Annotated in this window: 22 protein-coding genes; 11 read left to right on the top strand and 11 right to left on the bottom strand. The window is 60.6% G+C overall.

The genetic code is table 11. The features are described from left to right. The first annotated feature begins 20 nt into the window (after positions 1-20). Both PY793_RS11855 and PY793_RS11860 read left to right on the top strand, forming a co-directional pair. On the top strand, positions 21-983 hold the full coding sequence (locus tag PY793_RS11855; protein ID WP_275178222.1) for an NAD(P)H-dependent glycerol-3-phosphate dehydrogenase: 963 nt from the start codon (positions 21-23) through the stop codon (positions 981-983). A gap of 189 nt (positions 984-1,172) precedes the next feature. Next, positions 1,173-1,706: a Dps family protein gene (locus tag PY793_RS11860; RefSeq protein ID WP_275178223.1), complete on the top strand. Its 534-nt coding sequence runs from the start codon at positions 1,173-1,175 to the stop codon at positions 1,704-1,706. Between the two features lie 109 nt (positions 1,707-1,815). Here PY793_RS11860 and PY793_RS11865 read toward each other — a convergent pair whose 3' ends face one another. Both PY793_RS11865 and PY793_RS11870 read right to left on the bottom strand, forming a co-directional pair. After that, complete coding sequence (locus PY793_RS11865; RefSeq protein WP_275178224.1) at positions 1,816-3,447, bottom strand: bifunctional aspartate transaminase/aspartate 4-decarboxylase; 1,632 nt, start codon at positions 3,445-3,447, stop codon at positions 1,816-1,818. A 133-nt stretch (positions 3,448-3,580) separates the two neighbouring features. Next, entirely contained in the window at positions 3,581-4,771 is a 1,191-nt protein-coding gene (locus PY793_RS11870) for an AI-2E family transporter (protein ID WP_408744706.1), read from the bottom strand. 228 nt (positions 4,772-4,999) lie between these two features. On the opposite strand from PY793_RS11870, the gene PY793_RS11875 reads away from it, so the two are divergent. Further along, entirely contained in the window at positions 5,000-5,755 is a 756-nt protein-coding gene (locus PY793_RS11875; protein ID WP_275178226.1) for a TetR/AcrR family transcriptional regulator, read from the top strand. Positions 5,756-5,794: 39 nt separating this feature from the next. Here the strand turns inward: PY793_RS11875 and msrB are convergent, their stop codons facing one another. After that, positions 5,795-6,205, bottom strand: coding sequence for a peptide-methionine (R)-S-oxide reductase MsrB (msrB, locus tag PY793_RS11880; protein WP_275178227.1), 411 nt, complete (start codon positions 6,203-6,205; stop codon positions 5,795-5,797). A 176-nt stretch (positions 6,206-6,381) separates the two neighbouring features. On the opposite strand from msrB, the gene PY793_RS11885 reads away from it, so the two are divergent. From PY793_RS11885 to PY793_RS11900, 4 genes are read left to right on the top strand one after another with little or no spacing between them, the layout of a single operon-like run. Beyond that, positions 6,382-7,878 carry a sodium:solute symporter gene (locus PY793_RS11885; protein WP_275178228.1) on the top strand — a complete coding sequence of 499 codons (1,497 nt, stop codon included), beginning with the start codon at positions 6,382-6,384 and terminating at the stop codon, positions 7,876-7,878. Further along, entirely contained in the window at positions 7,875-8,852 is a 978-nt protein-coding gene (locus PY793_RS11890) for an N-acetylmuramic acid 6-phosphate etherase (protein WP_275178229.1), read from the top strand. The genes PY793_RS11885 and PY793_RS11890 overlap by 4 nt, the downstream gene beginning before the upstream one ends. Then, positions 8,852-9,868 (top strand): N-acetylglucosamine kinase, encoded by a 1,017-nt coding sequence (locus PY793_RS11895; protein WP_275178230.1) that lies wholly within the window; start codon positions 8,852-8,854, stop codon positions 9,866-9,868. The genes PY793_RS11890 and PY793_RS11895 overlap by 1 nt, the downstream gene beginning before the upstream one ends. Further along, positions 9,817-12,129 carry a beta-N-acetylhexosaminidase gene (locus tag PY793_RS11900; RefSeq protein ID WP_275178231.1) on the top strand — a complete coding sequence of 771 codons (2,313 nt, stop codon included), beginning with the start codon at positions 9,817-9,819 and terminating at the stop codon, positions 12,127-12,129. Before PY793_RS11895 ends, PY793_RS11900 begins: the two co-directional genes overlap by 52 nt. Before the next feature lie 33 nt (positions 12,130-12,162). Here PY793_RS11900 and PY793_RS11905 read toward each other — a convergent pair whose 3' ends face one another. Together PY793_RS11905 and PY793_RS11910 are read right to left on the bottom strand one after the other, a co-directional pair. Next, entirely contained in the window at positions 12,163-13,860 is a 1,698-nt protein-coding gene (locus PY793_RS11905) for a Na+/H+ antiporter (protein ID WP_275178232.1), read from the bottom strand. A gap of 97 nt (positions 13,861-13,957) precedes the next feature. Beyond that, positions 13,958-14,500, bottom strand: a complete 543-nt coding sequence (locus PY793_RS11910) for a DUF4142 domain-containing protein (RefSeq protein WP_275178233.1) — start codon at positions 14,498-14,500, stop codon at positions 13,958-13,960. A gap of 496 nt (positions 14,501-14,996) precedes the next feature. On the opposite strand from PY793_RS11910, the gene PY793_RS11915 reads away from it, so the two are divergent. Next, positions 14,997-15,494 (top strand): hypothetical protein, encoded by a 498-nt coding sequence (locus PY793_RS11915; RefSeq protein WP_275178255.1) that lies wholly within the window; start codon positions 14,997-14,999, stop codon positions 15,492-15,494. 31 nt (positions 15,495-15,525) lie between these two features. Here PY793_RS11915 and PY793_RS11920 read toward each other — a convergent pair whose 3' ends face one another. After that, the gene (locus PY793_RS11920) at positions 15,526-16,431 is read right to left on the bottom strand and encodes a LysR family transcriptional regulator (protein WP_275178234.1); all 906 of its coding nucleotides are present in this window, start codon (positions 16,429-16,431) and stop codon (positions 15,526-15,528) included. 150 nt (positions 16,432-16,581) lie between these two features. Here PY793_RS11920 and PY793_RS11925 point away from each other — a divergent pair, with 150 nt between their 5' ends. After that, the gene (locus tag PY793_RS11925) at positions 16,582-17,355 is read left to right on the top strand and encodes an SDR family oxidoreductase (RefSeq protein WP_275178235.1); all 774 of its coding nucleotides are present in this window, start codon (positions 16,582-16,584) and stop codon (positions 17,353-17,355) included. Between the two features lie 236 nt (positions 17,356-17,591). After that, on the top strand, positions 17,592-19,874 hold the full coding sequence (locus PY793_RS11930) for a TonB-dependent receptor (protein ID WP_275178236.1): 2,283 nt from the start codon (positions 17,592-17,594) through the stop codon (positions 19,872-19,874). A gap of 28 nt (positions 19,875-19,902) precedes the next feature. On the opposite strand, the gene PY793_RS11935 is transcribed toward PY793_RS11930, so the two are convergent. The 5 genes from PY793_RS11935 to PY793_RS11955 all read right to left on the bottom strand — a co-directional run bounded on the left by PY793_RS11935 (position 19,903) and on the right by PY793_RS11955 (position 23,640). Continuing rightward, positions 19,903-21,042, bottom strand: coding sequence for an MFS transporter (locus PY793_RS11935; protein ID WP_275178237.1), 1,140 nt, complete (start codon positions 21,040-21,042; stop codon positions 19,903-19,905). Positions 21,043-21,088: 46 nt separating this feature from the next. Then, positions 21,089-21,220 (bottom strand): hypothetical protein, encoded by a 132-nt coding sequence (locus tag PY793_RS11940; RefSeq protein WP_275178238.1) that lies wholly within the window; start codon positions 21,218-21,220, stop codon positions 21,089-21,091. A 25-nt stretch (positions 21,221-21,245) separates the two neighbouring features. After that, complete coding sequence (locus tag PY793_RS11945; RefSeq protein ID WP_275178239.1) at positions 21,246-21,785, bottom strand: DUF1269 domain-containing protein; 540 nt, start codon at positions 21,783-21,785, stop codon at positions 21,246-21,248. A 318-nt stretch (positions 21,786-22,103) separates the two neighbouring features. Then, complete coding sequence (locus tag PY793_RS11950; protein WP_275178240.1) at positions 22,104-22,700, bottom strand: histidine phosphatase family protein; 597 nt, start codon at positions 22,698-22,700, stop codon at positions 22,104-22,106. A 7-nt stretch (positions 22,701-22,707) separates the two neighbouring features. Next, entirely contained in the window at positions 22,708-23,640 is a 933-nt protein-coding gene (locus PY793_RS11955; RefSeq protein ID WP_275178241.1) for a ribose-phosphate pyrophosphokinase, read from the bottom strand. A gap of 682 nt (positions 23,641-24,322) precedes the next feature. Between PY793_RS11955 and PY793_RS11960 the strand changes: the two genes are divergently transcribed. Beyond that, a complete protein-coding gene (locus tag PY793_RS11960) occupies positions 24,323-25,786 on the top strand; it encodes an MATE family efflux transporter (protein ID WP_275178256.1) in 1,464 nt (487 codons plus the stop codon). Positions 25,787-25,806 lie beyond the last annotated feature (20 nt).

The following is a 25,806-nucleotide window of genomic DNA, read 5'->3' on the forward strand; positions in this document are numbered from 1 at the left end:
CTTCTGGCACCGATGCAGCTATGAGCGATCCTGTTTTTGTACTTGGCGGTGGTGCATGGGGCACTGCACTGGCCCTGCATGCCGCACGCACCGGAGCGCAGGTGTACCTATGGGCACGCAACGCACAAACCCTGCCCAATGGGGCCATGCCACGCCTGCCGGACTACCCGCTCCCCCCTGCCATCCACCCCTGCTCCACATTACCGCAGGTTACGCCACGCTGTACGCTGGTGGCCGTGCCCACACAGTATCTGGCCTCTGCCCTGCCTCTGTTACCCGCTGGTGTTGCAGCCATTTTGTGCTGCAAGGGCATAGAACGCCAGACACTGGCTTTTCCGCTGGATATTCTGGCGCGTGAGCGCGCAGATGTGCCCGGTGCCGTGCTGTGCGGCCCCAATTTTGCGCGCGAGATTGCAGCAGGCCTGCCTGCTGCGGCCGTACTGGCCGCCCCCGATGCCACACGCGCACAAACCCTGAGCGCCCTGCTCTCCACCCCCCTGTTCCGCCTTTACGCCAGCACGGACTGCGTGGGGGTCCAGCTTGGGGCAGCGGCCAAAAACGTGATTGCCGTAGCCTCGGGCGTGACCATTGGCGCAGGTCTGGGCGAGAACGCACGCGCAGCCCTTATTACCCGTGGACTGGCCGAAATAACCCGGCTGGCTACAGCCCTTGGCGGGCAGGCCGTAACACTGGCGGGCCTTGCAGGACTGGGGGATCTACTGCTGACCTGCACGGGTGCCTCCTCGCGCAATTATCAGATGGGGCTTGCTCTGGGTCAGGGCATGAGTACGCAAACCGCCCTGAACAGCCTGCCCGGCGTAGCCGAAGGGGTCACAACGGCTGCTGCCCTGCAAAGCCTTGCCCGCACCCATGGGGTGGAAACCCCCATAACCGATTGCATTACCGCCTTTATGGAAGGGCGGATCACCCTGCCACAGGCCACGCATAGCCTTCTTAGCCGCCCGCTTAAAAGCGAGGCATAACGCCCGCGCACAGGTTACGGCAGGCTGCGCGGCTGGCAAGACCTGCGCTCCGCTTTGTCACGTTCGTGTGAGGTCTGGAGTCTTTACCCGCACGGGGTTGTATCTCCTCATCCACTTTCCACGTTGAATGCAGTGGTAGGGGAACACCCCACACCGCAGACTGACATTTATTGGAAAGGCTGGATTCCCATGACCAAAACCAATGCTTCGGAACGCCACATCAAGGAATATCTTGGCACGCCCACAGACCTGAAGGCTGAAAAGGTCAAGGCTGTGGCTGCTGGTCTGGCCGAGGTTCTGGCCGATGTATTCGCCCTGTACATCAAAACCAAGAACTTTCACTGGCATATGAGTGGCCGCCATTTCCGCGATTACCACCTGCTGCTGGACGAACAGAGCCAGCAGATTTTTGCCATGACCGACCCACTGGCTGAGCGGGCACGCAAAATTGGCGGTACCACGCTGCACTCCATTGGCGAAATCAGCCGCAAAACTGCCATTCTGGACAACGACGCCCTGTACGTCACCCCCGAAGACATGCTGGCCGAACTGCGGGAAGACAACCTGACCCTGACCAAGCGCCTGCGCGCGGTGCATGAAATATGTGATGATGCACACGACGTAGCCACGGCCAGCCTGCTGGAAAACTGGATTGATGAAACAGAACGCCGCACATGGTTCCTGTTTGAAACCACCCGCCCGGTTTTTGGCAAAAACGACTGACGCCCGCAGGAACTGCTCCCCCGGATAACCAGCGCCACACAGGCAATGAAGAGGGGAGCACCATGCGGGCCGGAGCAGGGTTACACCCTGCCCCGGCTCTTGCCCCGCCCTAGCGCGCGGGGTGTGCCGCAGGCGCGGCCTTAACCCCTTTTTCCGCGCAGTAGCGGGCATAATATTCATCCGCCATACGCCGCAGAGCCGTGCCTATGGCTGCGTACTGGTACTCGTTCAGATTAGCGAGCGAAGCCCGGGCCGAAGGGCGCTTGACGGCAAACCCATCGCCGGGCAGCAGCACAACGCCTGTTTCCTCCGCAATGCGGAACAGAATGGTCTGGTAGTCCACCTTGGTCATCAACCAGCGGGCAAAGCGGCGGCCGTAAAGCTGCGTGACCACATTGGCCAGATCAATCAGCGTGTAATAATGGGTGCTGCCATCATCATCCGGCGCTTTGACGCCCAGATCGCGGTACAGGGCCAGTTCGCGCCGGTGTAGCAGGCGTTTGAGCGCGTTTTTATATGCATCCCGTCCATCCATCAGGGCAAACAGGGCAAACAGCACCATCTGCACCTGCTGGGGAGTAGACAGGCCCGCCGTGTGGTTAAGTGCTACGGTGCGGCTGTCGGCTACCAGACGATCAATAAACTTCAGCCCACGCACATCCGGGGTGAGCGAGGCGTAACGCTTGTCCAGTTCCTGCTTTTCGGCTTCGGGCAGGGCTGCCAGCGCGTGGTCCAGCACGTTGTTCTGGTGCATGGCCACAACACCAAGCCGCCAGCCGGTAGAACCAAAATACTTGGAGAAGGAATAGACCAGCACCGTATTATACGGGCAAATGGCGTAAATGGACCGGAAATCATCGGCAAAAGTGCCGTACACATCATCCGTGACAATAATCAGGTCGGGGCGCTTTTTTACAATTTCGGCGATGCGGGCAAGCCCCGCATCGCTCATGCGGACCGATGGCGGGTTGCTGGGATTGACCACCAGAAAAATCTTGACCGAAGGATCGAGCAGTTTGTCCAGTTCCTCGGGTGGGTACTGCCATCCGTCTTCGGGGGCAGCGTTAATGGCCACTTCCTGCAACTGGTAGTCCCGCAGTTCGGGAATTTCCACGTATGGGGTAAAGACCGGCATGCCAATGGCGGCCTTGTCCCCCGGCCGGATCAGCCCGTTCTCCCGCAGGGAGGCAAAAATATAGCTGATGGCCGCCGTCCCCCCTTCCAGCGCAAACAGGTCTGTCGTACTTTCGGGCATGGTGCCGCCTGCCATTTCGTGCAGCAGGTAGTGGCGCACCACCTGCTCGGCGTAACGCAGCATGCGGGGCGGGGTTGGGTAATCACACCCCAGAATACCCGCCGTGGCTTCGAGCAGGAAACCATCCGCTGGCAGGCCCATCTGGTCCCGCACGTAGGAGAGCGCACGACGCAGGAAAGCCACACCGGGCACATCCTTGTTGGTCGCCAGAAACGCCTCAAACCGCGCTTCTATCCCCGCACGGCGGGGCATACCCCCCACTCCTTCAGCCATATAGGAGAATGTGAGAGCAGAATCGGCTGCGGCAAACATACCAAGCTGAAAAAAGCCCTGCCGCGGCAGGGTTGCCAGAAAATTGGGGTTGCCGCGCCCTGCATCCAGCATGGCCCGCTGCGCCCGCCCCGAGGCCAGCCGGATCAGCTGGTCCTTGAGTTCAAATGGGCTGAGGTGCCGGTATTTCTGAAAATCGTCGGCTGGGCTGGACATCCCGTGCTTCCTTCAAGCGGATATTTTTGTTGTATGGAATGTGCATGCACACAAGCGGGAAAACCACCCAAAAAACGCAGATCGTGCCTGTTCTGTCCTGTTTTTTACCGGTTTATGCCAGAAATGCGCCCAGTCAGACCTGTTCTTCCTCCGGCAGCGGAGCGGTCAGGTGGTCGACCACCGCCAGCAGCACAGCAGTAATGGGCGAGGCAAAGGCAAAGCCCCACATCCCCAGAAAGGCGCCAAATATGGTCTGGGAGAGAATGGTCAGCGCAGGCGGCATGCTGACTGCCCTTTTCTGAATGAAGGGAGACATGACATACCCTTCAAACGCCTGAATAAAGGCATACAGCCCCGCCACCATAAGGGCTTCACGCGGGCTGATGGACAGGGCGATCAGCAAGGCAGGCACAGCCCCGATAAACGTACCCAGATAGGGAATGAAGTTGGCCGCGCCCGCAACCAGCCCGAGCGGGAAAGCCAGCGGCATACCCAGCAGGGACAGGCCAACCCATGTCAGCACGCCCACTACGGTCATATCCAGCAACTGCCCTGCAACCCAGGCAGACAGCACATGGGCGGTTGTGCGGATCAGCTCACGCGCGGTGCCACGGTAGCGCGTGGGCACCAGCCGCAGCAGACCATTGGCATACAGATGGGGGGAGAGTGCAAAATACACCCCCGCAATCACAATAACCACCAGCGTACCCGCCGACCCGAAGGTGGAGGTCAGAACGTTGGTCATGGACCCTGCAAAATCCATCCCGCCAGCACCCTCCGACCCAAGGGGGCCGGATGTCTGGTTGCCACCCAAAAAGCGGGGAATGTGGTTAAGCACCGAATGTCCGACCGGGTTCTGGTCCAGTGCGGCATGCAGGGCATCACGCTCATGGGTCAGGGCCGCGTACAGGTGGGAAAGCTGGGTTACCAGTTCGGGGCCGGACACATGCACGACAAACGATGCCCCCCCCACAAGGGCGGCAAGGAACAGCACCACCGCCACCCACTGCCGCACGGGCAGCACCCGGCAGATCAGCCGCGCCGCGCCATGTAAAACCACCGCCACAAGGGCTGCGGCAAACACCACCATGACCACAGCCCCACCAGCGTAAATGAACAGCCCCACGCACAGGGCCGCCACCACGGCTACGGCAAGCTGGTAAAAGCGCCGCAAAATACGCCCCAGCTTCTGTACGTTCAGGGCAAGGAGGGCTATCTGCTCCGCGCTGGCGGCTCCTGCCGTATGCGCAATGGTGGTGGGGGGCTGCCCCTGATACGCACGGGTCTGGCGAGGCTGGTCTGGTGCGGGTACACCTTCAAACATCTGCTGTTCCACTGGGGCTATTTCCTGACATGATCGTGCGCTCACATGGTACGTAAGCTTTGTGTGTGACGGAAAAAAGCAGCCGCAACACCCCCTTTTCTTGCAACACATTCTTGCGTCACGCGGAAAGGCCTCGAAATAAAAACACGACACGCGTATAAAACGGCCACATTACAGATGTGCATTCCTCCCCCTGTCCTACACCAGCTAACACAAAGCGGATAATCGTTGTCTGAGCCCCCTTCCCCCTGTTCACCCAAAGGTTACCTGAGCAAGGCCCTGACCTTTGCCACCCGTCCTCTGGACATGGCAAACCCTTGCCTGCAGGGGCGTAAACGGCGCTGTGGGCGACCCACAACCGATGTTACGGAAGAGCTTGACCAGTATCTGCTGGAAATCGCGGCAGGCCTGTTTGTACAACATGGCTATGCGGGCACCTCCATCGACCAGATCGCCCGCAAGGCCTGCGCGAGCAAACAGACAATCTACCGCCGCTATTCCTCCAAGGAAGCGCTGTTCATAGCGGTTGTGACCAACCTGACCGGCTCCGTACTGCGGGCTATGGAACAGACCCCCCTGACCAACCCGCTGGAGGAGCTGCGCCATATCAGCCGTCTGATGCTGGACTTGACCCTGCGCCCCGATGCGCTGGGCACTTACCGGATTCTCATAGCAGACGGGCACCGCCACCCTACCTTGCAACAGCAGGCGGTAGCAGCCATTGGCCAGCCTTTTCACAACAATTTTGTACGTCTGCTCAAGGCAGCGGAACAGAAAGGCCAGATCAACCCCGGCCATGCAACGGATACAACCGCCCGCCTGCTGACCGGCATGATCACCGGCTGGCCTATGGAAGACAGCCTGTTCGGCCTTGATCCGCTTAAAACCGAGGAAGAACGCGATGCTTTTTTTTACGAAGCGTGGTCTTTCTTCCTCAGCGCCGTAGGGGGCAGGCAGACTGCCCCGCAACCGGTGCCGGGCTAAACACCCGCCTGCATGCCACACCACACCGGAGCTGCGCGTCTATCCGGCGTTGTCTGTAGCACTGGGCCTGAAGTCCAGCGCAAGCCCGTTCATGCAGTACCGCAGGCCCGTAGGGGGTGGTCCATCGTTAAAGACATGGCCCAGATGGCCTTCGCACTGCGCACAGTGAACCTCCTGCCGCACCATGCCGTGGCCTGTATCGCGCCGGGTGGCCACACCCTGCGGCTCCGCAGCCCAGAAGGATGGCCACCCGCTCCCACTCTCATATTTGGTGGCGGACGAAAACAGCAGCGTGCCGCAAGCCGCACAATGGTAAGTACCGGGCCGCTTTTCCCCGTTCAGGGGGCTGGAGCCGGGGTATTCCGTACCATGGCCGAGCAGAATCTGCTCCTGTTCGGGGGTCAGGGGGGCACGCGGGCCACACCCGCCAGAGCTGCAACTACTGGTCATAACGGTTCCTTTGCCGCCACCTGCTGGCGTCACGCACCAGCCACCCCACACCGGGGCAATGTTTACGCCCAGACTACCGCCAGCAAGGCCACTGCGCCAAGCCCCCTGCCTGTCACACTCGGGCGAGGCCTTCCTCCACCCCGGCCCTGCCCCAACGGCATGAACAGGACCACACCATGAGCCTTCCCGATCTGCTGGTCATGCTGGCCTATCTGGCAGCCATGCCGGTTGTGGCCCTTATGCTGGCGGGTCGCCAGTCTTCCCCCTCCGCGTATCTGGAAGGGCACAGAGACCTGCCGTGGTGGGCCTTGTGCCTGTCCCTTGTCGCAACGGAAACATCCACCCTGACCGTTATCAGCGTGCCGGGCATTGCCTATGGGTCTGGTATGGTTTTTGTGGGGCTGGCTCTTGGCTACCTTGTAGGCCGGGCCATTGTTGCGTTGTGGTTCCTGCCCCTGTACCGGCAGGGGCACATGCTCAGCGCCTATGACTGGCTGGGCCAGCGCTTTGGCCCGACCATGCAGCGAATGGCCTCCGCCACATTCCTGGCCACCCGCCTGCTGGCAGAGGCCGTGCGCCTGTTTGCAGGCATGCTCCCGCTGGCCACCATGCTGGCCACCCTGCACATCCACCTGCCCCAGCCCGTACTCCTGGGGAGCATTATGCTGCTGACCGTGTTCTACACTGTTTGCGGTGGCCTGCGCGCGGTCGTCTGGTCAGACAGTATCCAGTTCTGTCTGTACCTGTTCGGGGCCACAGCCTGTACGCTGCTGCTCTGGCATGGCGCACCCGCGGGCACATGGCACAGCCTGCAACAGGCTGGGCGGCTGCACCTGTTCGCCCATGACGCCCCTGTGCTGAACAGCCCGTTTACCCCCCTTGCCGCCATTGCCGGGGGCGCCTTGCTCTCGGTTGCCTCCCACGGCACCGACCAGCTTATGGTCCAGCGTGTGCTTGCCGCACGCAGCCTGCGTGATGCGCGGATGGCCCTTATGGGCAGCGCGCTGGGGGTGGGTCTGCTGTTTGCCCTGCTCAGCCTGACCGGTGTGCTGCTCTGGGCGCGCAACGGCGGGCTGACACTTGCACAGGCGGGATTTGCCAGCCCGGATGCCATTTTTCCCGCATACATTGTGCACGACCTGCCAGCAGGTCTGCGCGGGCTTATGCTTGCAGGTATTCTGGCCGCCACCATGGGCTCGCTCTCTGCCACCCTGTCAGCCATGACAGCAGCCAGCGTGGGAGATTTTGCCCCCCTGTGCGCACGCGCCGCCCGCAGCCTGCGCTGCTCCGCACTGGGGTTTGCCCGGCTGGTCAGCGTGGTATGGGCCTGCGCACTGGTCATATGTGCGGGACTGTTTGCCCATGCCAGCCAGTCCGCCATCATGCTTGGCCTGTCCATTGCCGCGTGCGGGTATGGCCCCATGCTGGGCACGTTTGTTGCGGGCATGGCCATGCCCCGCATGCATACACGCACACTGGCCCCCGCCTTTGCACTCAGCGTACCGTGTATGGTCTGGGCCATGCTGGCCCTGCGCCCCAACGGGCACCCCCTTGCCTTTGCGTGGCTGATCGTACTGGGCGTGATGGCCCTATTCGGGCTGGCGGGCCTGCTCCATATCATGCACCTTAGTCCATACTCCCTGCCCACCCGTAACCGGAGGCCGAAATCATGACCACGCAGCACACATCACACCAGCCCCCCCGCACGGAAATGCAGGACCCGCGTTATGACGGACTGGACACATGGCCTACCGCCACCGTGCTGGAAAGCCTGCTGGAAAGCCAGCTTGCAGCCACAGCGGCCGTCCGCTCCGCTCTGGTGGACATAGAGGCCGCCATTGCGCAGGCCGTGCCCCGGCTGGAACGGGGGGGGCGGCTGTTTTACGTAGGGGCAGGTACATCGGGGCGGATTGGTTTGGGAGATGGTGTGGAACTGATCCCGACCTATGGCTGGCCGCCCGAGCGGCTGGTGCTGCTTCTGGCAGGCGGAGAGGCCGCCCTGTTCAGACCCGTGGAAGGTGCGGAAGATGACGAGGACGAAGCCCAGCGCGCCATAACCCGCCACACCCCCACCGCTGATGATGTGGTGATCGGCATTGCCGCAAGCGGGAACACACCCTACACCTGCGCAGCCCTTGCCAGCGCCCGCTTTTGCGGCAGCCTGACCATTGGCCTGTCCTGCACCCCCGACGCCCGCCTGCTGGCCGAAACAGACATAGGCATCCTGACCGAAACCGGACCGGAGGTTGTGGCAGGTTCCACCCGCATGAAGGCCGGAACCGCGCAGAAGATCTGCCTCAACCTGCTTTCCACCACGCTCATGATCCGCCTTGGCCATACATGGCGGGGGCATATGGTGGACATGCGCATTGTCAACACCAAACTGGTGCACCGCGCGCTGCGGATGATCACCCAGCTGACCAGCTGCTCGGACACGCAGGCACAGGCGGCGCTGCTCAAAGCGGATGGGTCCATCAAACTGGCCATCCTGCTGCGTCAGGGGCTGGAGCCCGCACAGGGGCGCATGCTGCTCCGCCTGTGCGACGGGCATCTGCGCCGGGCACTGGACCTGCTGGCCGTGCAGGCCGCACGGGGCGTAGGCCCTGCCGCCCATAACTCACCCGCGTCCGAACAGATCCTGTACTAATGCCCCCGACACAGACCCTTCTCGCACTGGATGGCGGAGGCACCCATACCCGCGTGGCCCTGATCACGCAGGATGCCTGCCTGCTGGCCCACACCACCGGCCCCGGCTGCAACCCCTATGACCGTCCAGACTGGGCCGGTCACCTACATGCCCTGCTGCGCGCACTCCCCCATAACGGCCTGTGCGCGGCTGTACTGGGCATGGCGGGGTATGACGGGGCGCGTCCTTCCTCCCGCCAGCAGATGGACGTAGCCCGCGCAGCCCTTGGGCCAGACATACCACTGGAACTGGAAAACGATGTGCAGACCGCCCACCGGGCCGCCTTTGCTGGAGGGGCGGGGGTTTTTGTCCTGGCCGGTACAGGCTCCGTAGCACAGGCCAGCACACAGGGCGGGCATACCACCCGTGCAGGCGGCTGGGGCTGGCTGTTCGGGGATGAAGGGGGAGGCTACTGGATTGGCTGTCAGGCCCTTAACCACGCCGCCCGATTTCTGGACGACCCCACAACGCCCTTTGCCCCCTTTGCACGCGCCACACTGCATGCGCTGGAGTTGCCCAGCCACGGCCCCCATGCCGCCGATGCCCTGCGCGAGTGGCTGCGCACCCGCCCCCACCCGCGCTCCGCCGTGGGGGATGTCGCCCCCATAGTCCATACACTGGCCCAGACGCACGACCCACACGCTCTGGCCATACTGCATGCAGCAGGCACGCATCTGGCCGATCTGGCGCGCACGGCCTGCCGCAGCCTTGCGCTGCCAGAACCTCCCCCTTCCGCCACACCTGCGGCTGACCTGCCCCTGATGGGCCTGCCCTGGAGTTACGGCGGGAGTGTCATGACCAGCGCGGTCGTCCATGCGCGCGTCAGCACGCTACTGGGCCAGCCTGCAACCCCTCCAGCCCTGCCCCCACTGGGTGGAGCCGCCCTGCGCGCAGCCCATCTGGCAGGCTGGACGGTAAATGCGGCATGGATACGCAAACTTGCAACCTCACTCCCGGCACAAAACACACAGCCATGATTGCTCAGTACTTCAGATCCATTCCAGCCAGAACGCTGCTCCTGTGTGGCCTTGCCCTGACAGGGGCCGCACCCTGTGTTGCCATGGCGCAAGATGCGCCGGGCACTGCCGCAGGCGCGCCCCTGCACGCTTTTGTGCGCAATGGCGTGCGCCCGCCACTGGTCATGCCTGCACCGGCTGTTCTACAGGCATCGGGGGCGGCTTTTGCCCTGCCCCAAAACCTGACCCTGCACTGGAGCAGCCCGCCAACCCCGCTGTTGCTCCGGGCTGCAGAGCGGCTGTGCACGCGGCTTTGCATACTTGCGGGCAGACCCATCGTGTTCACCCAGACCCCACCCCCACCAGGCGGGCTTGTGCTGACCATCAGCACCCCCAAAGACACCACATTCCCCAGTCCCGTCATGCATGAGGGCTATATGCTGGATGTTACCCCCACCGGCATTACCCTCAATGCCAAGGGGTATGCTGGCGTGCTGCATGGCCTGACCAGCCTGAGCCAGCTTGTACGGCAGGAGCGTGATGGCCCCGTACTGGCGCAGGCCCATATTGAGGACGCCCCACGCTTTGCCTGGCGCGGGCTTATGCTGGACACCAGCAGGCACTTCATGCCTCTGCCCGACCTGCTGCGCCAACTGGATGCGATGGAAATGGTCAAGCTGAACGTGCTGCACATTCACCTGTCCGATGGCGCTGCCTTCCGGGTGGAGAGCAGGGTTTTCCCGCGCCTGCACACGCTTGGCAGCCACGGGCAGTATTACACTCAGGAGCAGGTCCAGCAGCTTGTGCGCGAGGCCGCGGACAGGGGCATACGCGTGGTGCCCGAATTTGATACCCCCGGCCACAGCTACGCCATGCTGCTGGCATACCCGCGCTACGCCGCCAACACCCCGCTCAACACCACCGACCGCGCCGAGATCAACCGCGCAGCCCTGGACCCCACCAACCCGGCCACACTCGGCTTTGTCAACGCCGTGTACGCAGAAATGGCGGGACTGTTCCCCGACCCGGTCTTTCATATCGGAGGGGACGAGGTGGTGGCAAAACAATGGGCGCAATCCCCCCATATTGCCGCGTATATGAAGCAGCACCACATAGCCTCGGTTGCCGCCCTGCAGGCGGACTATACCCGCCACGTGGCCCACGCCCTGCGCCTGCGGGGCAAAACCGTTATGGGCTGGGACGAGGTGCAGGAAGCCGATATTCCCCCTGACACCATTATAGAAAGCTGGCGTGGCCCCGCTCACACCGCACAGGCCACGGCGGCTGGCCATGATACGGTTATTTCCGGCCCCTATTATCTGGACCGCCTGCTCCCCGCGAGTGCCTACTACACCACAGACCCGCTGGACATGCGCAAGGATGCGGCAGAAGAACAGGCTGCGGCGCAGACCACCGGCCCCAACCCGCCCGATACCCCGCCGGCCCCCGCCAGCAGCCCTGCGGCAAAGGCGGAAGAGGCACCTCCCCCACCCCTGACCGCTGCGCAGAAAGCCCATGTGCTGGGTGCTGAGGCCGCCTTGTGGACCGAGGTTGTCTCCCCCGACATGCTGGATGCGCGCATATGGCCACGGGCAGCAGCACTGGCCGAGCGGTTCTGGTCCGTGCAGGAACAGTGTGACGTCACGACCCTGTACCCCAGACTGGCCATGATGGCCGACCGGCTGGACCTGCTGGGGCTGGAGGCCCACGCCAGCACCCAGCGCCTGCTTGAGCGTCTGGCCCCCGGAGAGACGGAAGCCGCCGCCGTGCTGCTTCAGGCGGTCTCACCTGTACGGAATTACGCCCATAACCATGAGTTCCTGCAAATCCGGCACAAACAGACCGCCACCCTACAGCCGCTCGGCGCCCCGGCGGATATTGCCAGCCCCGACAGCTTTGAGGCCGAAGCCTTTAATGCCGAAGCCAGAGCCTTTGTTGCCGGTCACACCGAACTGCGCCACGTTCTGGAAAACACACTCACCCGCTGGGCCGGTAACAACAGCGCCTTCGCCCGCGCAGCCGCCCATAATACGGGGCTGACCCCGGCATTGGTGGCCTCGGCCCAACTGGCTGATCTGGCCCATGCAGGGCTGGCGGCCCTTGGCACGGGGCGTACGCCGAACTGGCGCGAAAACGCCCGCACCGCACTCCTTACCGCCAAAAAGGGCATAGCGGCTTCGGCCAGTATTCATGTCGTAACCAATACTCCCCAGCCCGAGGGGGATCTGATCCAGCGGATCGTACCCGGGGTGGAACTGCTGCTTGATCAGGCCACGCCCTAGCCAGCGGGGCGGCGTATGGCATGGCCGGCCGGGTCAGACTTCCTTTGGCAGACGCTGGGCGAGGGCGTGAATCACTTCCTCCTCGTAATCCAGCTCCTGCTGTAGCTTCCACTCCGTCTGGTCATTAATATCCTGATGGGCCACCAGTTCACGCATGGTCTGGCGCTCCGCACGCAGGATCTGCAGACGCAGGGCCAGCTCCATACGGGCATGTCTTATGGCATTGCGCCTGTCGGCCAGAGCAATGCGCGGGGTGGCGTCCTCCTGCTCCAGCCGGGTCTGGTAGAGCTTGGTCAGGCGGGCAATCACCTCCACCCGGGCGGCCTCTATGGCGGCCTTGTCCTCATCCGTTTCGGGCGGGGTTTCTATGGCGGGCGTGGTTTCAGCCTTGCGCAGCAGGTCCAGTGCGGCGCGCAGCAGCCGCTGGCGGGCCAGATTTTCCTCCTGAGCATTTTTATCCACCAGTTCGGCCGGAATGAACTTCAGGCATAAAGGAATAATCACGCTGGCAACCAGCAGGGAAAGAACTATAACCCCCGCGGCAATAACCACCACCGCCTCCCGCGTGGGAAAGGGCATTGTGCCATCCTCCCCCGTTGGCAGGGACAGCACCGCCGCAAGCGTAACAGCACCACGCACCCCGGCAAAACTCAGCAGCAGACTGGCGGCAAAGCCTGTGGCGGCAAACGGAATATGCTTAATCCGTGCAGCAGCCCAGCGGCAGGTGATGGACAGCCATATCCCTATAAACCGCATGCCCAGCATGATGCCATAAATCTGCACCACCAGCAGGCCAAACCGCCACATGCCCACATGCTGGGCCAGCACCAGCGTATGCGCGCTTTGCAGAAGGCTGGGGAGCTGCAGGCCTAGGAACAGAAAGATCAGCGCGTTAAACACGTAGCTGACCATGGTCCATACCGTAGCCGATTGCAGGCGGGTGCTGGTGGAGGCGTCCTCTACAATCCCGGAAAGCTTGACGACCATGCAGCCCGCAACAGCGGCCAGAATACCCGAGCACCCCATGGATTCCGCCAGAGCGTACATTAAAAACGGCAGCAGCAGCACCAGCACAATCTGGGACTGGGTTTCATCATACCCAGAGCGGGTGAGCATCTTGTTCAGGCGCGCGGCAACCCAGGCCACCAGGCCACCAATGGCCAGCCCCCCGAACGCCACCAGCAAAAACGTGCCAAACGCCTGCTGGTAGGAGAACTCACCCGTCAGCGCATCCGCCATGGCAAAACGAAAGCAGACAAGACCCGAGGCATCATTGAACAGTGCCTCGCCCGATAAAAGCTGCAGCAGCCTTGTGGGCACCCGCCTGCCTTTGATCAGACTGGACACGGCAACCGTATCCGTGGGGGACAGGGCGGCCGAGAGCGTAAAGCAGACCGGCAGGCTCATGACCGGCAAAATCCAGTGAATGGCATAGCCACACAGCAGGGTACTGAGCACCACCAGCCCAAAGGCCAGAAACAGGATTGGCCCGCGCAGCTCCCCAAACTCACGCAGGGGCATACGAAATGCATCCGCGAAGAGAAGAGGCGGCAGAAACACGAACATGAACAGTTCGGGGTGCAGTTGCACATGCATGCCTGCAAGCCCGGCGCAAACCCCCAGAACGATCAGAATAACAGGCTGCGGCACCTTCTGCCTGAACCGCAGGGTTATCAGGCTGCTCACAGCGGTCAGCAGTAAAAGCAGCAGAATGAATTCGATTGTCAGCATGATGCATGCCCTTTGCGGGGCTTCATGTTTTTGTGCAAGCCATTATCAGCCTGCAACCGCATAAAGGGCAGTATACGCCTGACGCGCGGGCAGGCTCCTAGCGCATGACGGCCTGATAGTCCGCCAGCCGGGCCTGCATATCCCGCGCGATTGTAACCAGATCAGGATTTTGGGAAGTGGCGATCTGGGTAGCGAGTACAGGCTTAATTCTGGCATGTGCGGCGGTAAAATAGCGGATGTAATGCCTGTCAAACGCAGCACCGTACCAGTGTTGCAAACGCTCGATCTGCTTTTGTTCGGGGCCTGGCAGGGGGGGCAGGGTCAGGGTATGGGCTGTGGCCACCTTGGCCAGCCGGGCCTGCAGCGCGCTCGTATCCTTGAAGAGCCCCTCCCCCAAAAGGGCAATATCACTCCGGGCGGCATGGGTTCTGGCTATGTTGGCCATGCCAATCTGGACAAGGTCCATGGTGTTGAGCTTTTGCACAAACACCGCGTCCGCCGCACTGAACGGGGCGGGTTTTGCCAGAGCAGGCAAGGGCGGAGCCGCAGGCCGGGCGGGCGTCACATAGGCGCACCCGCCCAATTGCAAAAGCATGAGGAGGGAGGGCACAGCCGCTTTATAGCGGAACAAAAACAACATAACCGGCAGTTCTCCCTTACTGGGGCCAGAAGCGGGGCGACAAGCACACCCAATATTAAAAACAATGTTCGTAATAAGCAAACGGGAAGGCATCACTTGTGGTTTTTATATCCACAACACAGACTGCACCCAGCCGTTACAAATCTTATGATGAAAGCATATAACATGGAAGGCAAGACTGAGACTGACGCATTTATTATCCACAAGCTCCATAGGGAAGGACTGTCCAACGCCCGATTTATAATAGCGATCATGGTATATTTTACTGGCCTGGTTTTATTTTACACTTGGTTTGCGCCTTGCATCGGGCACACAGAACACAGTAGGCTGGGGGGAAATATGCGCCATGCGAGGGCATGCGCCAGGTCTGGCTATTGGGATATGCCTTTATATGAACTGTCGTCTTTTAAACATCCTTACCCTGTCCTCCCTCTGTCTGGGGTTGAGCGGGTGCGGTTATTTTGACTCGCGTGCCGCGCATAAGGCGCAGGTCACCATGATCGGCATGACATCATACGACCTGCAGGCCTGCGCCGGACTCCCCTCCGCCACAAAGCAGGTGAACGACACAACACAGATTTTTATCTATAACGGCACACAGCCCCAGCCCAGCTATGGGGGATCCACACTTATTCCCGTGGGGGACATCATAACCACCATCAACCAGCTTGGCGGTGGGGGCGGCACCACCTGTTCCGCCGTGATCCGGCTGGACCATGACCGGGTGGCCGATGTGCATTACACCGGCAATAATGATGAACTGATCGGCACGGACGGAATCTGCTCCATTATTACCCGTGGCTGCTCCCGCCAGCCTGAAAGCACAATGAACAAAAACACCGGCAGCCTGCTGTTTGGCCCTGTTTCTGCCTTCCATGAGCCCAAAGGCCCCAACCAGTCCACCGGGTCCACCTATTCCTCCCAGGCGGGTACGGTTGAGCTTAATCCCGACCCCAAATCCAAAAACCCGGTTATTATCCCCCGCATGCCCTAACGCCTGCGCACCTGCCCGCTGCAATGGCGGGTCAGGCCAGATGCGGCGCCAAAAGCCATTCCAGCCACTTTGCAAACACCTGCAGACGCGAGGAAAGGTGACGCCTGTGGGGGTAAAGCAGGTTCACCGGCAGGGCGGGCGCGCACCAGTGCGGCAACACCACACGTAACTGCCCGCTCTGCACCAGAGCCTTCACATCATACTGTGGCACCTGAATAAGCCCCAGCCCGGCCAGACAGCAGGCAATCTGGGTTTCAGCACTATTCACGGTTACGGGGCCGGGCAGGTCCAGCGTGTGGAGGGTTCCTTTTTCCTCCCACTCCCATGCCTCTACCCGCCCGTTGGCGGGGGACATGTAGCGCACACCAACATGCCCATCGCGCGTCAGATCGGCTGGAGTGTGCGGAACACCATGGCGGGCAAGGTAGATGGAGCTGGCTACGTTGAGCAGGCTCATCCGCCCCATGCGCCGCGCGATCAACCCCGAATCATGCAGTGCGCCTACCCTTAACGCGCAGTCCAGCCCCTCCTCCATCAGATTTACCGGTCTGTCGGTTACCCCCAGCTCCAGTTGGATACCCCGATGAGCCGCGACAAACTCCGGCAGGGCGGGAGCAACAATCAGGCGACCAATACGCGCGGGCAGGTTAACCCGCAGTACCCCGCGCACATGCCCACGCTCGCGGCGGAACAGGTCCTCCGCTTCGTCCATATCCACCACAAGCCTTACGCAATGTTCGTAAAACGCAAGTCCATCGGGGGTTGGGGTGACAGAGCGGGTGGTACGCGCCAGCAACCGCGCGCCCACGCGCGCCTCCAGCGCCTGCACGGCCGTCGATACGGTGGAGCGTGGCTGACCCAGTGTTTCTGCCGCACGGGTAAAACTGCCCGTTTCCACCACCCGCGTAAACATGCGGCACTGATCTATGCGGTCCATTAGCCTGCCCTCTGCCTCATGCCTGATTGTTCGAAAAACCTGACAGGTCTTATCATATTCCACGGCTTTATTGGTATTTTCCAAATGATACTATGCCCGGACAGAACAAACGGGTCTGCGCCTGTTTGTACCAGATAAAGGAACACCGACATGACCACACACAGCGTGACCGGAAAAACCGTTCTGATCACAGGCGGCGCCAAAAACCTTGGCGGAATGGTCGCCCGTGATCTGGCAAGGCATGGTGCCCAGACAATTGTCATTCACTATCACAGCCCCGCAACCGAGGATGAGGCCAGAAATACGGCGCAAATCATACGCAACGTCGGGGCAAAAGCCTTTGTCATGCAGGCAGACCTGACCCAGCCCGGAGCCATGACGGACCTGTTTGACAAAACCCAGCAGGCAACAGGCGGTCTGGATATAGCGATCAACACCGTAGGCAAAGTACTCAAAAAGCCCATAGCCGACACAACCGATGCAGAATACGATGCCATGTTCGCCATCAATACCAAGGTGGCGTTCCAGTTTATCCGCGAAGCAGGCAAACACCTGAACAACAACGGCAAACTGCTCAGCATTGTCACCTCCCTGCTTGGAGCTTACACCCCGTTCTACAGCACCTATGCCGGGTCCAAGGCCGCAGTGGAGCACTTCACCCGCGCTGCTTCCAAGGAACTGGGCGCACGCGGCATTTCGGTCAACGCCATTGGGCCTGGCCCCATGGATACCCCATTCTTTTACGGACAGGAGGAACCGGAGGCCGTCACCTATCACAAGAACGCCGCGGCTCTTTCCCCCTTCAGCCAGACGGGGCTGACGGATGTGGAGGATATTGTGCCCCATGTGCGCTTTATGGTGTCTGATGGCTGGTGGATGACCGGACAGACCATTCTGGTCAACGGTGGCTACACAACAAAATAACCTGTTTTTACACGTTTTTTTGCAAACACCTCTCCGCCATGTTCCTGTGGGGGAGAGGTGTTTTTGTCTAGCAGGGTGCTGTGTGTGGCATCGTTGCGGATGTATCAGCCATGCGTTGCACAAATGTAACAGGGGTTTGGCCTGTTTGGCACCGGACGCATAATTTGATTGTTATGTTATAATATAACTAATAGCTATGCGGCCCTTGGCTCACTCCAATTCAGGGGCACGTAATTATGACCTACCGACCTTCTGGTCTTCTTCTCTGCTCTTCCTTTTTGAGCAGCCTGCTGGCAACAGGCCATGCAGCAGCCCAGATGGCCACGGCCACCACGCAGGTCACAGCCGCAACAGGCACAGGCACAGGCACAGGCACAGGCACAGCCAGAAAGCCAGTGCGCAAAGGGGCGGAAACCGTGCAGGTCATCTCCCGTTCCGCCACGCATGAAGCGGAACAGGTTATTGTAACCGCCCATCTGGACCGTACCCGCTCCGAATTGTCGCCCACCACGGGGGCCAGTGTGTACCACTTCAGCCGTCAGGCACTGGAGCGTATTCCCGGCGGGGATAATGCTCCTCTCAATCAGGTTCTTCTGCAAGCTCCGGGAGTTGCACAGGATAGCTACGGCCAGATTCATGTGCGTGGCGACCATAACGAAGTACAGTTCCGCCTGGATGGCGTGCAACTCCCCGAAGGGCTGAGTGTATTCGGGCAGGCATTGATGACCCGCTTTGCCGATAACATGTCCCTGACCACAGGCGCGCTGCCCAGCCAGTTTGGTTTTCTGCAGGCTGCGGTGGTGGATATCACCACCAAAAACGGCACCACCAATGCGGGGGGTAACCTGTCCATTTACGGTGGTGCGCGGGATTACTTTTTTCCTTCCCTGCAATATGGTTTCCATAAAGGAAAGTGGGATTTTTTTGCCACGGCGGATTTTGTGCATGACCGCGTGGGCATAGAAAATACCACAGGCTCCTTTAACGCCCCGCATGACCTGAGCAACCAGTACCACTTTTTGGGTCATGCCCGTTATACCGTGGATGAAGAGACGCGGATCAGCCTGATTGCAGGCATTTCCAACGCGGAATACCAGTTACCCAACAACCCGGGGCTAACCCCCGACAACTGGAGCAAAGCCTACACGCCCCCCGCAGGAGCCGCCACCAGCAGCGATAGCCTGAACGAACACCAAAAGCAGATTACGGATTTTGCCGTGCTGGCCCTGCAAAAGGAAATCGGGGCCTTTAGCCTACAGGATTCCGTTTTTACCCGGTACAGCTCCCTGCGCTATTCCCCCGACCCAACGGGGGATCTGCTCTACCTTGGCAATGCCCAGAGGGCAGCGCGCTCGGTCTTTTCTACCGGCACCCAGCATGACGTAACCTGGCGTGCAGCGCGCGACCATACCGTGCGCTTCGGGTTTCAGGCTTTTGTGGAACGCAATGTTTCCAGCACGACATCGACCGTTTTTCCTCAAACCAATGGTAACGACACCCCTCCCACATACGGCCCCAACCCCATGAGCGTGTATGACGGCAGCGGCAAAACCGGCATGGTTTATGGCGTGTACGCACAGGACGAATGGCGTCCCTTGCGCAACCTGACCATCAATTACGGCCTGCGCTTTGATGGCGTGAGCGAATACACAGCCGAACACCAGTTTAGCCCACGCGTAAACCTTGTGTGGAAACCGTGGAAAAATGGTACCCTGCACGCAGGGTACTCGCGCTACTTTACCCCTCCGCCGTTTGAGATTGTCAGCGGTGCGTCCCTGACCCATCTGTACGGCACAAGTGGTGCCCCCAACTCGCTGGTAAACAGCAAAGTCCGTGCCGAGCGCGACCATTATTTTGATGCAGGTTTTGACCAGACCATTCTGCCCGGCTGGCATATCGCCTTTGACGCCTATTACAAACTGGCCAAGAACCTGATTGATGAGGGCCAGTTTGGCGCTCCCATTATTCTGAGCGGCTTCAATTACAGGCATGGGCAGGTCAACGGGTACGAGGTCAGCACCTCCTACGACCGTGGGCCGCTCTCCCTTTACGGAAATTTTGCATGGTCCCGCGCCATTGGTAAAAAAATTACCAGTGCACAGTTCAATTTTGATCAGGATGATCTGGATTATATCAGCAACCGCTGGGTTCATCTGGACCATGACCAGCGCTGGACGGCATCAACTGGTGCGGCATACACATTTTTCCACAAAACCCGTGCGCCGCTGCGCCTCTCCGCCACACTGGTCTATGGCAGTGGCCTGCGCGCGGATGACGATGCAAACAACATCCCCAACGGGCTTGCGCTAACGCCTTATGCCACCGTTAATTTTTCTGCCGTGCAGACCATTCATAACACCTTTGGTTCGGCATGGCAGGGGGATACGCAGCTACGGCTGGATGTCATCAATCTGGGTGATCATACCTACATGCTGCGTAATGGTTCGGGCATTGGCGTAAGCGCCCCCCAGTATGGACTGCGCAGAACCATACTGTGCGGTATATCCCAAGGGTTTTAACAACCGGGGCTGAGCGGGCACACCCCGTTCAGCCCTGCTTTGCAGGCCCCAGCACAAACCGTCCTGCCCCCAGCACCAGCAAGGCCAGCAGGGCAATGCCCGCACTCCACGCCAGAACCGCGTAAGGGCCAGCGGACCCCAGCACCACCCCGCCACACAAAGCCCCTCCGCCGATACCCGCATTAAAACCGGTCACACTAAAGGAGCATGCGGCCTCACGCTCATCGGGCGCCAGTTCCATGGCGTAGCTCTGGGGCGCCATGTTCATGATCGCGCCCACAATCCCCCACACGATCATATCCACCCAGACCAGACCGGGCATCCAGCCTGCCGCCGCCATAATGCCATGGCTGGCCACAAGGGCTGCCGTTGCCATACCAATCAGCCGCCCGGCGGAGCAGGGGAGCAGCCCTCCCACCCAGTTGCCGCCAACACCTGCAACCCCATACACCAGCAGCAGAACAGGAATAAGCCGTTCAGGACTGTGTGGAATAGCCTGCAGGAGTGGAATAATATATGTATAGGCCGTAAAATGCGCGATAATAACCAGCATTGTCAGCACGGCAATATAAACAAACACAGGCTGGCGGAGCAGCCGCAGCAGGTCAAGCCGCCGCCGCTGGGCAGGCATGGGGGGCAGCAGCACCAGAGCCGCGACAAACACCGCCAGTGCTCCGGCCCCGCAGGTCAGGAAGGCTGCGCGCCAGCCCAGCCATTGCCCAATGGCGGACACAAGAGGAATACCCCCGGCAAACCCCACCGCAACGCCCGTAAAAGCCCAGCCTGTGGCCCGTGCCACAGGTATGTCCGGGGCCAGACGGACCGCAACCCCCGCAATAACAGACCAGAAAATACCATGCCCGAGTGCCAGCATGATGCGCAGCACGGCCATAAGCGCATAATTGGTCACAAAGGCGCAGGCTACGTCCACCCCACCTGCTAGCAACAGCAGACTGGCCACGAGTATCCGCCGGTCCACGCCCGAAGTCAGCAACGTCAGCGGGATGGCGGTCAACGCCACCAGCCAGGCATAGCCTGTGACCAGCAGGCCGACCCGGGCGGGGGATACATGCAGCCCCTGCGCAATATCGGTCAGCAACCCAATGGGCATGACCTCGGTCACAAGCCATATGAACGCCCCGACCGAGAGCATGACAAGACGTACCATGGCAGCATAACCCGACAGAATGGAAAAGAAGGCAGACGTGCCCCTACTATGCCAGCCCGGCCCGCACAACCGTACAAACACCCGCACAGGGTAGTAACGCACAGATCAGGCGGGCCAACCCGACACCCTGACCATAAAAAACAGGGGCTGGCGGGCCTATACCCACCAGCCCCTGCATGCACCGCATCAAGCGCGTAGTACGTTCAGGCAGACGGCTGGGCAGAAGCTGAAGTATCGCCCAGAGCCGCCTTGAGCCGGGCTTCCGCCTCGGGGGAGAGAGAGGTCTGCACGATACGGGCATGACCCTTGAACTGCTGCAGATCGGCCAGAACCTTATCCGGCTGGGACTTGCGCACCAGTACAAACAGGGCGGAAGTATTGGAGGGAATAGTGTCGCTCAGTTTGGTAATAAATCCGTCATCAATCCCGTAATCGGACATCTTGCCAGCCAGAGCGCCCGCACCGGCCCCAACGGCACTGCCAATCACAAAGCCTGCCAGTGGATTAAGGCACAAAAGCCCCACAACCGCACCCCAGAACCCGCCAGAGAACAACCCCCATGATGCACCTGCTTTTTCCAGATTAACGCTCTGGTGCAAACGCACTTTGCCTGTGGCATCCCGCGTGACCACAACAGCATCTTCCAGGTCCAGCAGGTATTCCTTCTGCAGAGTGCGACATTCGCTCAGCACCTTGGCAGCGTCATCAATATGGTCAAAGCCCAGCACGATCAGATCAGACATGGTATTTCCTTGCTTTTGCGGCTTTCCCCCAAACGGAGCCAACCACGTGAACCATGCGTAATGTAGGGAGCGGGAAAGGTCTTTGCCAGAGGACTGCGCTCCGGGCAGCCAGATGTTTTTTTATTTAACATTCCACCAGCAATGCCATCCTGCATATGAGGGACTTTATTACCGGCGCCACGGGCGACAGCTCGGGCCTGATGGTCCGCAAGATACTGCCGCAATACGTCAGGCTTCAAAAATAAGCAGGCAATCCGCCTGATCCGGGTATGGCAGGCACACAATGCCCCACATCAGGCCCTGATCAGAGGCCTGCCATCAGGGGAGTTCGCTCAGATTCCATCCGGTCTGTGCATCATGCACCGCACTGAGCGGAATGGCGTTGGGGAGGCGCACATTGGCTGGCAGGGCCATAACCGCGCGCAGCGCCCGGAACAGCGCCCCGTGGGCCACAACAAGGGGCAGACCATCTGTTAGCGTTGCGCGGTTGAGCGCGCGTGCGGCCCGGCTTTTGAGCTCGGCAAAAGGCTCAGCCCCCGGTGGGGTGTACTGCCCGGCTATCCAGTCATCATACCAGTCGGCAATGGGCTGGCCTTCCTGTTCGCCAAAGCAGACTTCCGCCAGATCTTCATCCACACTCAGGGGGAGCTCTGGCAGGCCATGGGCGACCAGTTCATCACGCACAATCAGGGCAGTACGGTGGGCACGTTCCAGCGGGGAGCACACAATGCGTGTAATGGCGCCCACCCCTTGCGCGCGTATGGCCTGCTCAAGCAGCCTGCCAGCCTCTACGGCCTGATCAATCCCGGTCTCGTTCAGCGGCACATCCGTACGCCCCTGAGAGAGACCAGCCCTGTTCCAGTCCGTCTGACCATGCCGCAGATACCAGTATGGACGGGGGAGAAGCACGGTCATGGCACTTTCAGTCAAACAGGGACGATACGGAGCTTTCGTCCGATACAGCACGCATGGCGCGCGCCAGCAGGCCGGAAATGGTAATCTGGCGGATATTGCTGGCTGCCATAACCGGCTCCGTAGCCTGAATGCTGTCTGTCAGGGTCAGCATTTCAATCGGGGACTCGGCAATACGGGGCACAGCCTGCCCGGTCAGCACGCCGTGGGTGACGTATGCGCCAACCGATGCCGCACCCTGCTGGGCAATGGCGCGGGCAGCGTTGCACAGAGAACCGCCACTATCCACAATATCATCCACCAGCAGGCAGTGACGACCCTTGACATCACCAATCACGTTCATGACCTCGGACACACCTGCGCGTTCGCGCCGCTTGTCAATAATGGCCAGATCGGTGTTCAGGCGCTGGGCAAGCTGGCGCGCACGCACCACCCCCCCCACATCGGGGGAGACAATCATCAGATCGCGGTCACCGTACTGGGCGCGAATGTCGCGCACAAACAGGGGGGCTGCGTACAGATTGTCCACCGGAATATCAAAAAAGCCCTGAATCTGCATGGCGTGCAGGTCCAGTGTCAGCACGCGGCTGGCCCCGGCTTCCACCAGCAGATTAGCGACCAGCTTGGCGCTGATCGGCGTGCGTGGCCCCGATTTACGGTCCTGACGGGCATATCCGAAATACGGAATAACCGCCGTAATACGCTTGGCCGACCCACGACGCAGGGCGTCGAGCATGATCAGCAGTTCCATCAGGTTGTCATTCGTGGGCGTGCAGGTGCTCTGGATGACGAACACATCCTCACCGCGCACGTTTTCATGAATTTCAACAAACACTTCCATGTCCGCAAAGCGACGCACGGTTACGTTACACAGGGGCAGGTTCAGCTCTGCTGCAACGGCCTGGGCCAGTGGCAGGTTGCTATTACAGGCGACAATTTTCATGACAAGGACGGTTCCCGGCCTCAACTGTTACACGAATTAGGAAGGAAGACTGCAGCGAGGGGGGGTTTAGCAACCACACGCCCCATTGTCATCCACCCTTCGGCCTGCCCGATGCATCCGAGGTGCAGGCGTGGCCTAAAAGCCGCGCATTCCCTGCCTGCTCATGATCCTGAACTTGCACAAATCCGCCCTTTTCTCTAAGGGGGAGCGTTGCGGTCAGGCCGGATACGGGTTTGTGGTCTGCAGAGCCAACCCGCATCAGGCTGCATCATCTGGCAGACTCTACCCCTCTCCTGTGGCGCAGAATACCCCGCAATGGCCGTTTATCGCCACTACGGCACGATTACCCCCCTTATATACCTGCGTTCACGCACCACCGTGGCAGCCGTCAGGCTCCCTGCCGGTACGACACACACTCCACACCGACCAATGCATACCTACCATACAAAAAATGCATATATACCCACTACAGCGCATCGGCCAGCAAATACCAGCCCGCGCACGCACATACCCCACATATGCGGCCCACAAGGCCCATACCGCCACGGCACAAATCAGCCGTGCCATACGGTTTAATCCATGAACAGGTTATTCGCAGCGCCGCCCGGACGTGACATACTACCTGCCGAATTATCAGCCCGAGCGTGCCCATACGCAAGGAGCAAGCCCCAACGGAGCCAGCATGACCCGGCCACCCCCGCCCGGCAGCCGCCATAAAGCCTGTTTTACAACAGGCAGCATCATGCGGCACGTGCTGGTCATGGCCGGAACCGGGGCTGTCGGGCTTATGGCCGTGTTTGCGGTTGATATGCTCAACATGGTGTATATCAGCCACCTCAACAGCACCGCCATGACCGCCGCCATCGGCTTTGCCAGTGCAGCTATTGGCTTGCAGATTGCCATTTCCATCGGGCTGACCATTGGCATAAGCGCCGCTACTGCGCGGGAGATCGGCGCCGGACGGCATGAGGAAGCCCGCTGCCTTGCCACCTCCTCCATGATTGTCATGACCGTGGTCACAGGGATTCTCGGCCTTGCCACGGCTCTGGAGGCTGCTCCGATCCTCCGCCTGTTTGGCGCACAGGGGCAGACCCTGACCGAAGCCACAGCCTACCTGCGTATTCTCAGCATTGCCCTGCCCCTGATCTGTATTGGCATGGGCTGCTCGGCCCTTATGCGCGTGGTGGGAGACGCCAAAGGCTCCATGCATATTACCCTTATGGGGGCGGTGGTGGCGGCGGTTCTGGACCCGCTGTTTATTTTTGGCCTGCATGAAGGGCTTATGGGTGCGGCGATCAGCACCACTGTTTCCCGCATTGTGGTGGCCTGGGCCGGGTTGCGCGGGGCATTGCGGCACAGCATGCTGGCGCGGCCCTGCCTGTACCGTATTGTGCCCGATACCCGCCGGGTTGCAGGGATATCGCTCCCCGCCATCCTGACCAATCTGGCAACGCCCGCAGGGGGGGTGTACGTCACACGCGCCATGTCCGGCTTCGGGCTGGAGGCCGTGGCTGGGCAGGCCTCGATCGAACGCATGGTGCCGGTGCTGTTCTCGCTTGTGTTTGCGCTGACCGGCTCGGTCGGCCCGATCATGGGCCAGAATGTGGGTGCAGGCCGCCCCGACCGCGTATGCCAGACCCTGACCGCCGCCCTTAAACTGGTTGTGCTCAGCGTAGGGCTGACCTGGGCTGCGCTCTATCTTGCACAGGACCTGATTATTGCCATGTACAATGCACATGGCGATGCAGCCGCACTTTTGCACCTGTTCTGCACATGGACCATTGGCAGCTACCTGTTTGTCGGCATGCTGTTTGTCGCCAATGCCGCATTCAACAACCTTGGCTTTCCTTTATACTCCACCGCGTTCAACTGGGGGCGGGCTACACTGGGCACCGTTCCGTTTGTTCTGCTGTGCGCACGTTACGGCCCGCAGGGGGTACAGGTGGGCCAGGCCATAGGTGCGGTGCTTTTTGGATCATTTGCGGTCTTGACTGCATTCCGTGTGACGCAAACACTCACATCTTCTCCCGCGTCGCACCCTCCGGCGCAGGATATGCGGAGCACACCAGTTTCTGACGTGCCTACCACCAGTGCAGAAGCCGCCATGGCGGAACTGGACGAAGTGGAAAGTGCCTCTGACCTTTAACCGAGGGAACAGGAATACGC

The sequence above is a fragment of the Acetobacter fabarum genome (genome assembly GCF_029069195.1).
Taxonomy (GTDB): domain Bacteria; phylum Pseudomonadota; class Alphaproteobacteria; order Acetobacterales; family Acetobacteraceae; genus Acetobacter; species Acetobacter fabarum_A.

Bases quoted from the DNA above. Each gene is read 5' to 3' on its own strand.
- PY793_RS11905 (WP_275178232.1), bottom strand. From the start codon at position 13,860: ATGCTGACAATCGAATTCATTCTGCTGCTTTTACTGCTGACCGCTGTG.
- PY793_RS11855 (WP_275178222.1), top strand. From the start codon at position 21: ATGAGCGATCCTGTTTTTGTACTTGGCGGTGGTGCATGGGGCACTGCA.
- PY793_RS11885 (WP_275178228.1), top strand. From the start codon at position 6,382: ATGAGCCTTCCCGATCTGCTGGTCATGCTGGCCTATCTGGCAGCCATG.
- PY793_RS11900 (WP_275178231.1), top strand. From the start codon at position 9,817: ATGGATACGCAAACTTGCAACCTCACTCCCGGCACAAAACACACAGCC.
- PY793_RS11950 (WP_275178240.1), bottom strand. From the start codon at position 22,700: ATGACCGTGCTTCTCCCCCGTCCATACTGGTATCTGCGGCATGGTCAG.
- PY793_RS11890 (WP_275178229.1), top strand. From the start codon at position 7,875: ATGACCACGCAGCACACATCACACCAGCCCCCCCGCACGGAAATGCAG.
- PY793_RS11935 (WP_275178237.1), bottom strand. From the start codon at position 21,042: ATGGTACGTCTTGTCATGCTCTCGGTCGGGGCGTTCATATGGCTTGTG.
- PY793_RS11865 (WP_275178224.1), bottom strand. From the start codon at position 3,447: ATGTCCAGCCCAGCCGACGATTTTCAGAAATACCGGCACCTCAGCCCA.
- PY793_RS11930 (WP_275178236.1), top strand. From the start codon at position 17,592: ATGACCTACCGACCTTCTGGTCTTCTTCTCTGCTCTTCCTTTTTGAGC.
- PY793_RS11960 (WP_275178256.1), top strand. From the start codon at position 24,323: ATGACCCGGCCACCCCCGCCCGGCAGCCGCCATAAAGCCTGTTTTACA.
- PY793_RS11940 (WP_275178238.1), bottom strand. From the start codon at position 21,220: ATGCAGGGGCTGGTGGGTATAGGCCCGCCAGCCCCTGTTTTTTATGGT.
- PY793_RS11920 (WP_275178234.1), bottom strand. From the start codon at position 16,431: ATGGACCGCATAGATCAGTGCCGCATGTTTACGCGGGTGGTGGAAACG.
- msrB (WP_275178227.1), bottom strand. From the start codon at position 6,205: ATGACCAGTAGTTGCAGCTCTGGCGGGTGTGGCCCGCGTGCCCCCCTG.
- PY793_RS11945 (WP_275178239.1), bottom strand. From the start codon at position 21,785: ATGTCTGATCTGATCGTGCTGGGCTTTGACCATATTGATGACGCTGCC.
- PY793_RS11870 (WP_408744706.1), bottom strand. From the start codon at position 4,771: ATGTTTGAAGGTGTACCCGCACCAGACCAGCCTCGCCAGACCCGTGCG.
- PY793_RS11910 (WP_275178233.1), bottom strand. From the start codon at position 14,500: ATGTTGTTTTTGTTCCGCTATAAAGCGGCTGTGCCCTCCCTCCTCATG.
- PY793_RS11860 (WP_275178223.1), top strand. From the start codon at position 1,173: ATGACCAAAACCAATGCTTCGGAACGCCACATCAAGGAATATCTTGGC.
- PY793_RS11915 (WP_275178255.1), top strand. From the start codon at position 14,997: ATGATCGGCATGACATCATACGACCTGCAGGCCTGCGCCGGACTCCCC.
- PY793_RS11895 (WP_275178230.1), top strand. From the start codon at position 8,852: ATGCCCCCGACACAGACCCTTCTCGCACTGGATGGCGGAGGCACCCAT.
- PY793_RS11955 (WP_275178241.1), bottom strand. From the start codon at position 23,640: ATGAAAATTGTCGCCTGTAATAGCAACCTGCCACTGGCCCAGGCCGTT.
- PY793_RS11925 (WP_275178235.1), top strand. From the start codon at position 16,582: ATGACCACACACAGCGTGACCGGAAAAACCGTTCTGATCACAGGCGGC.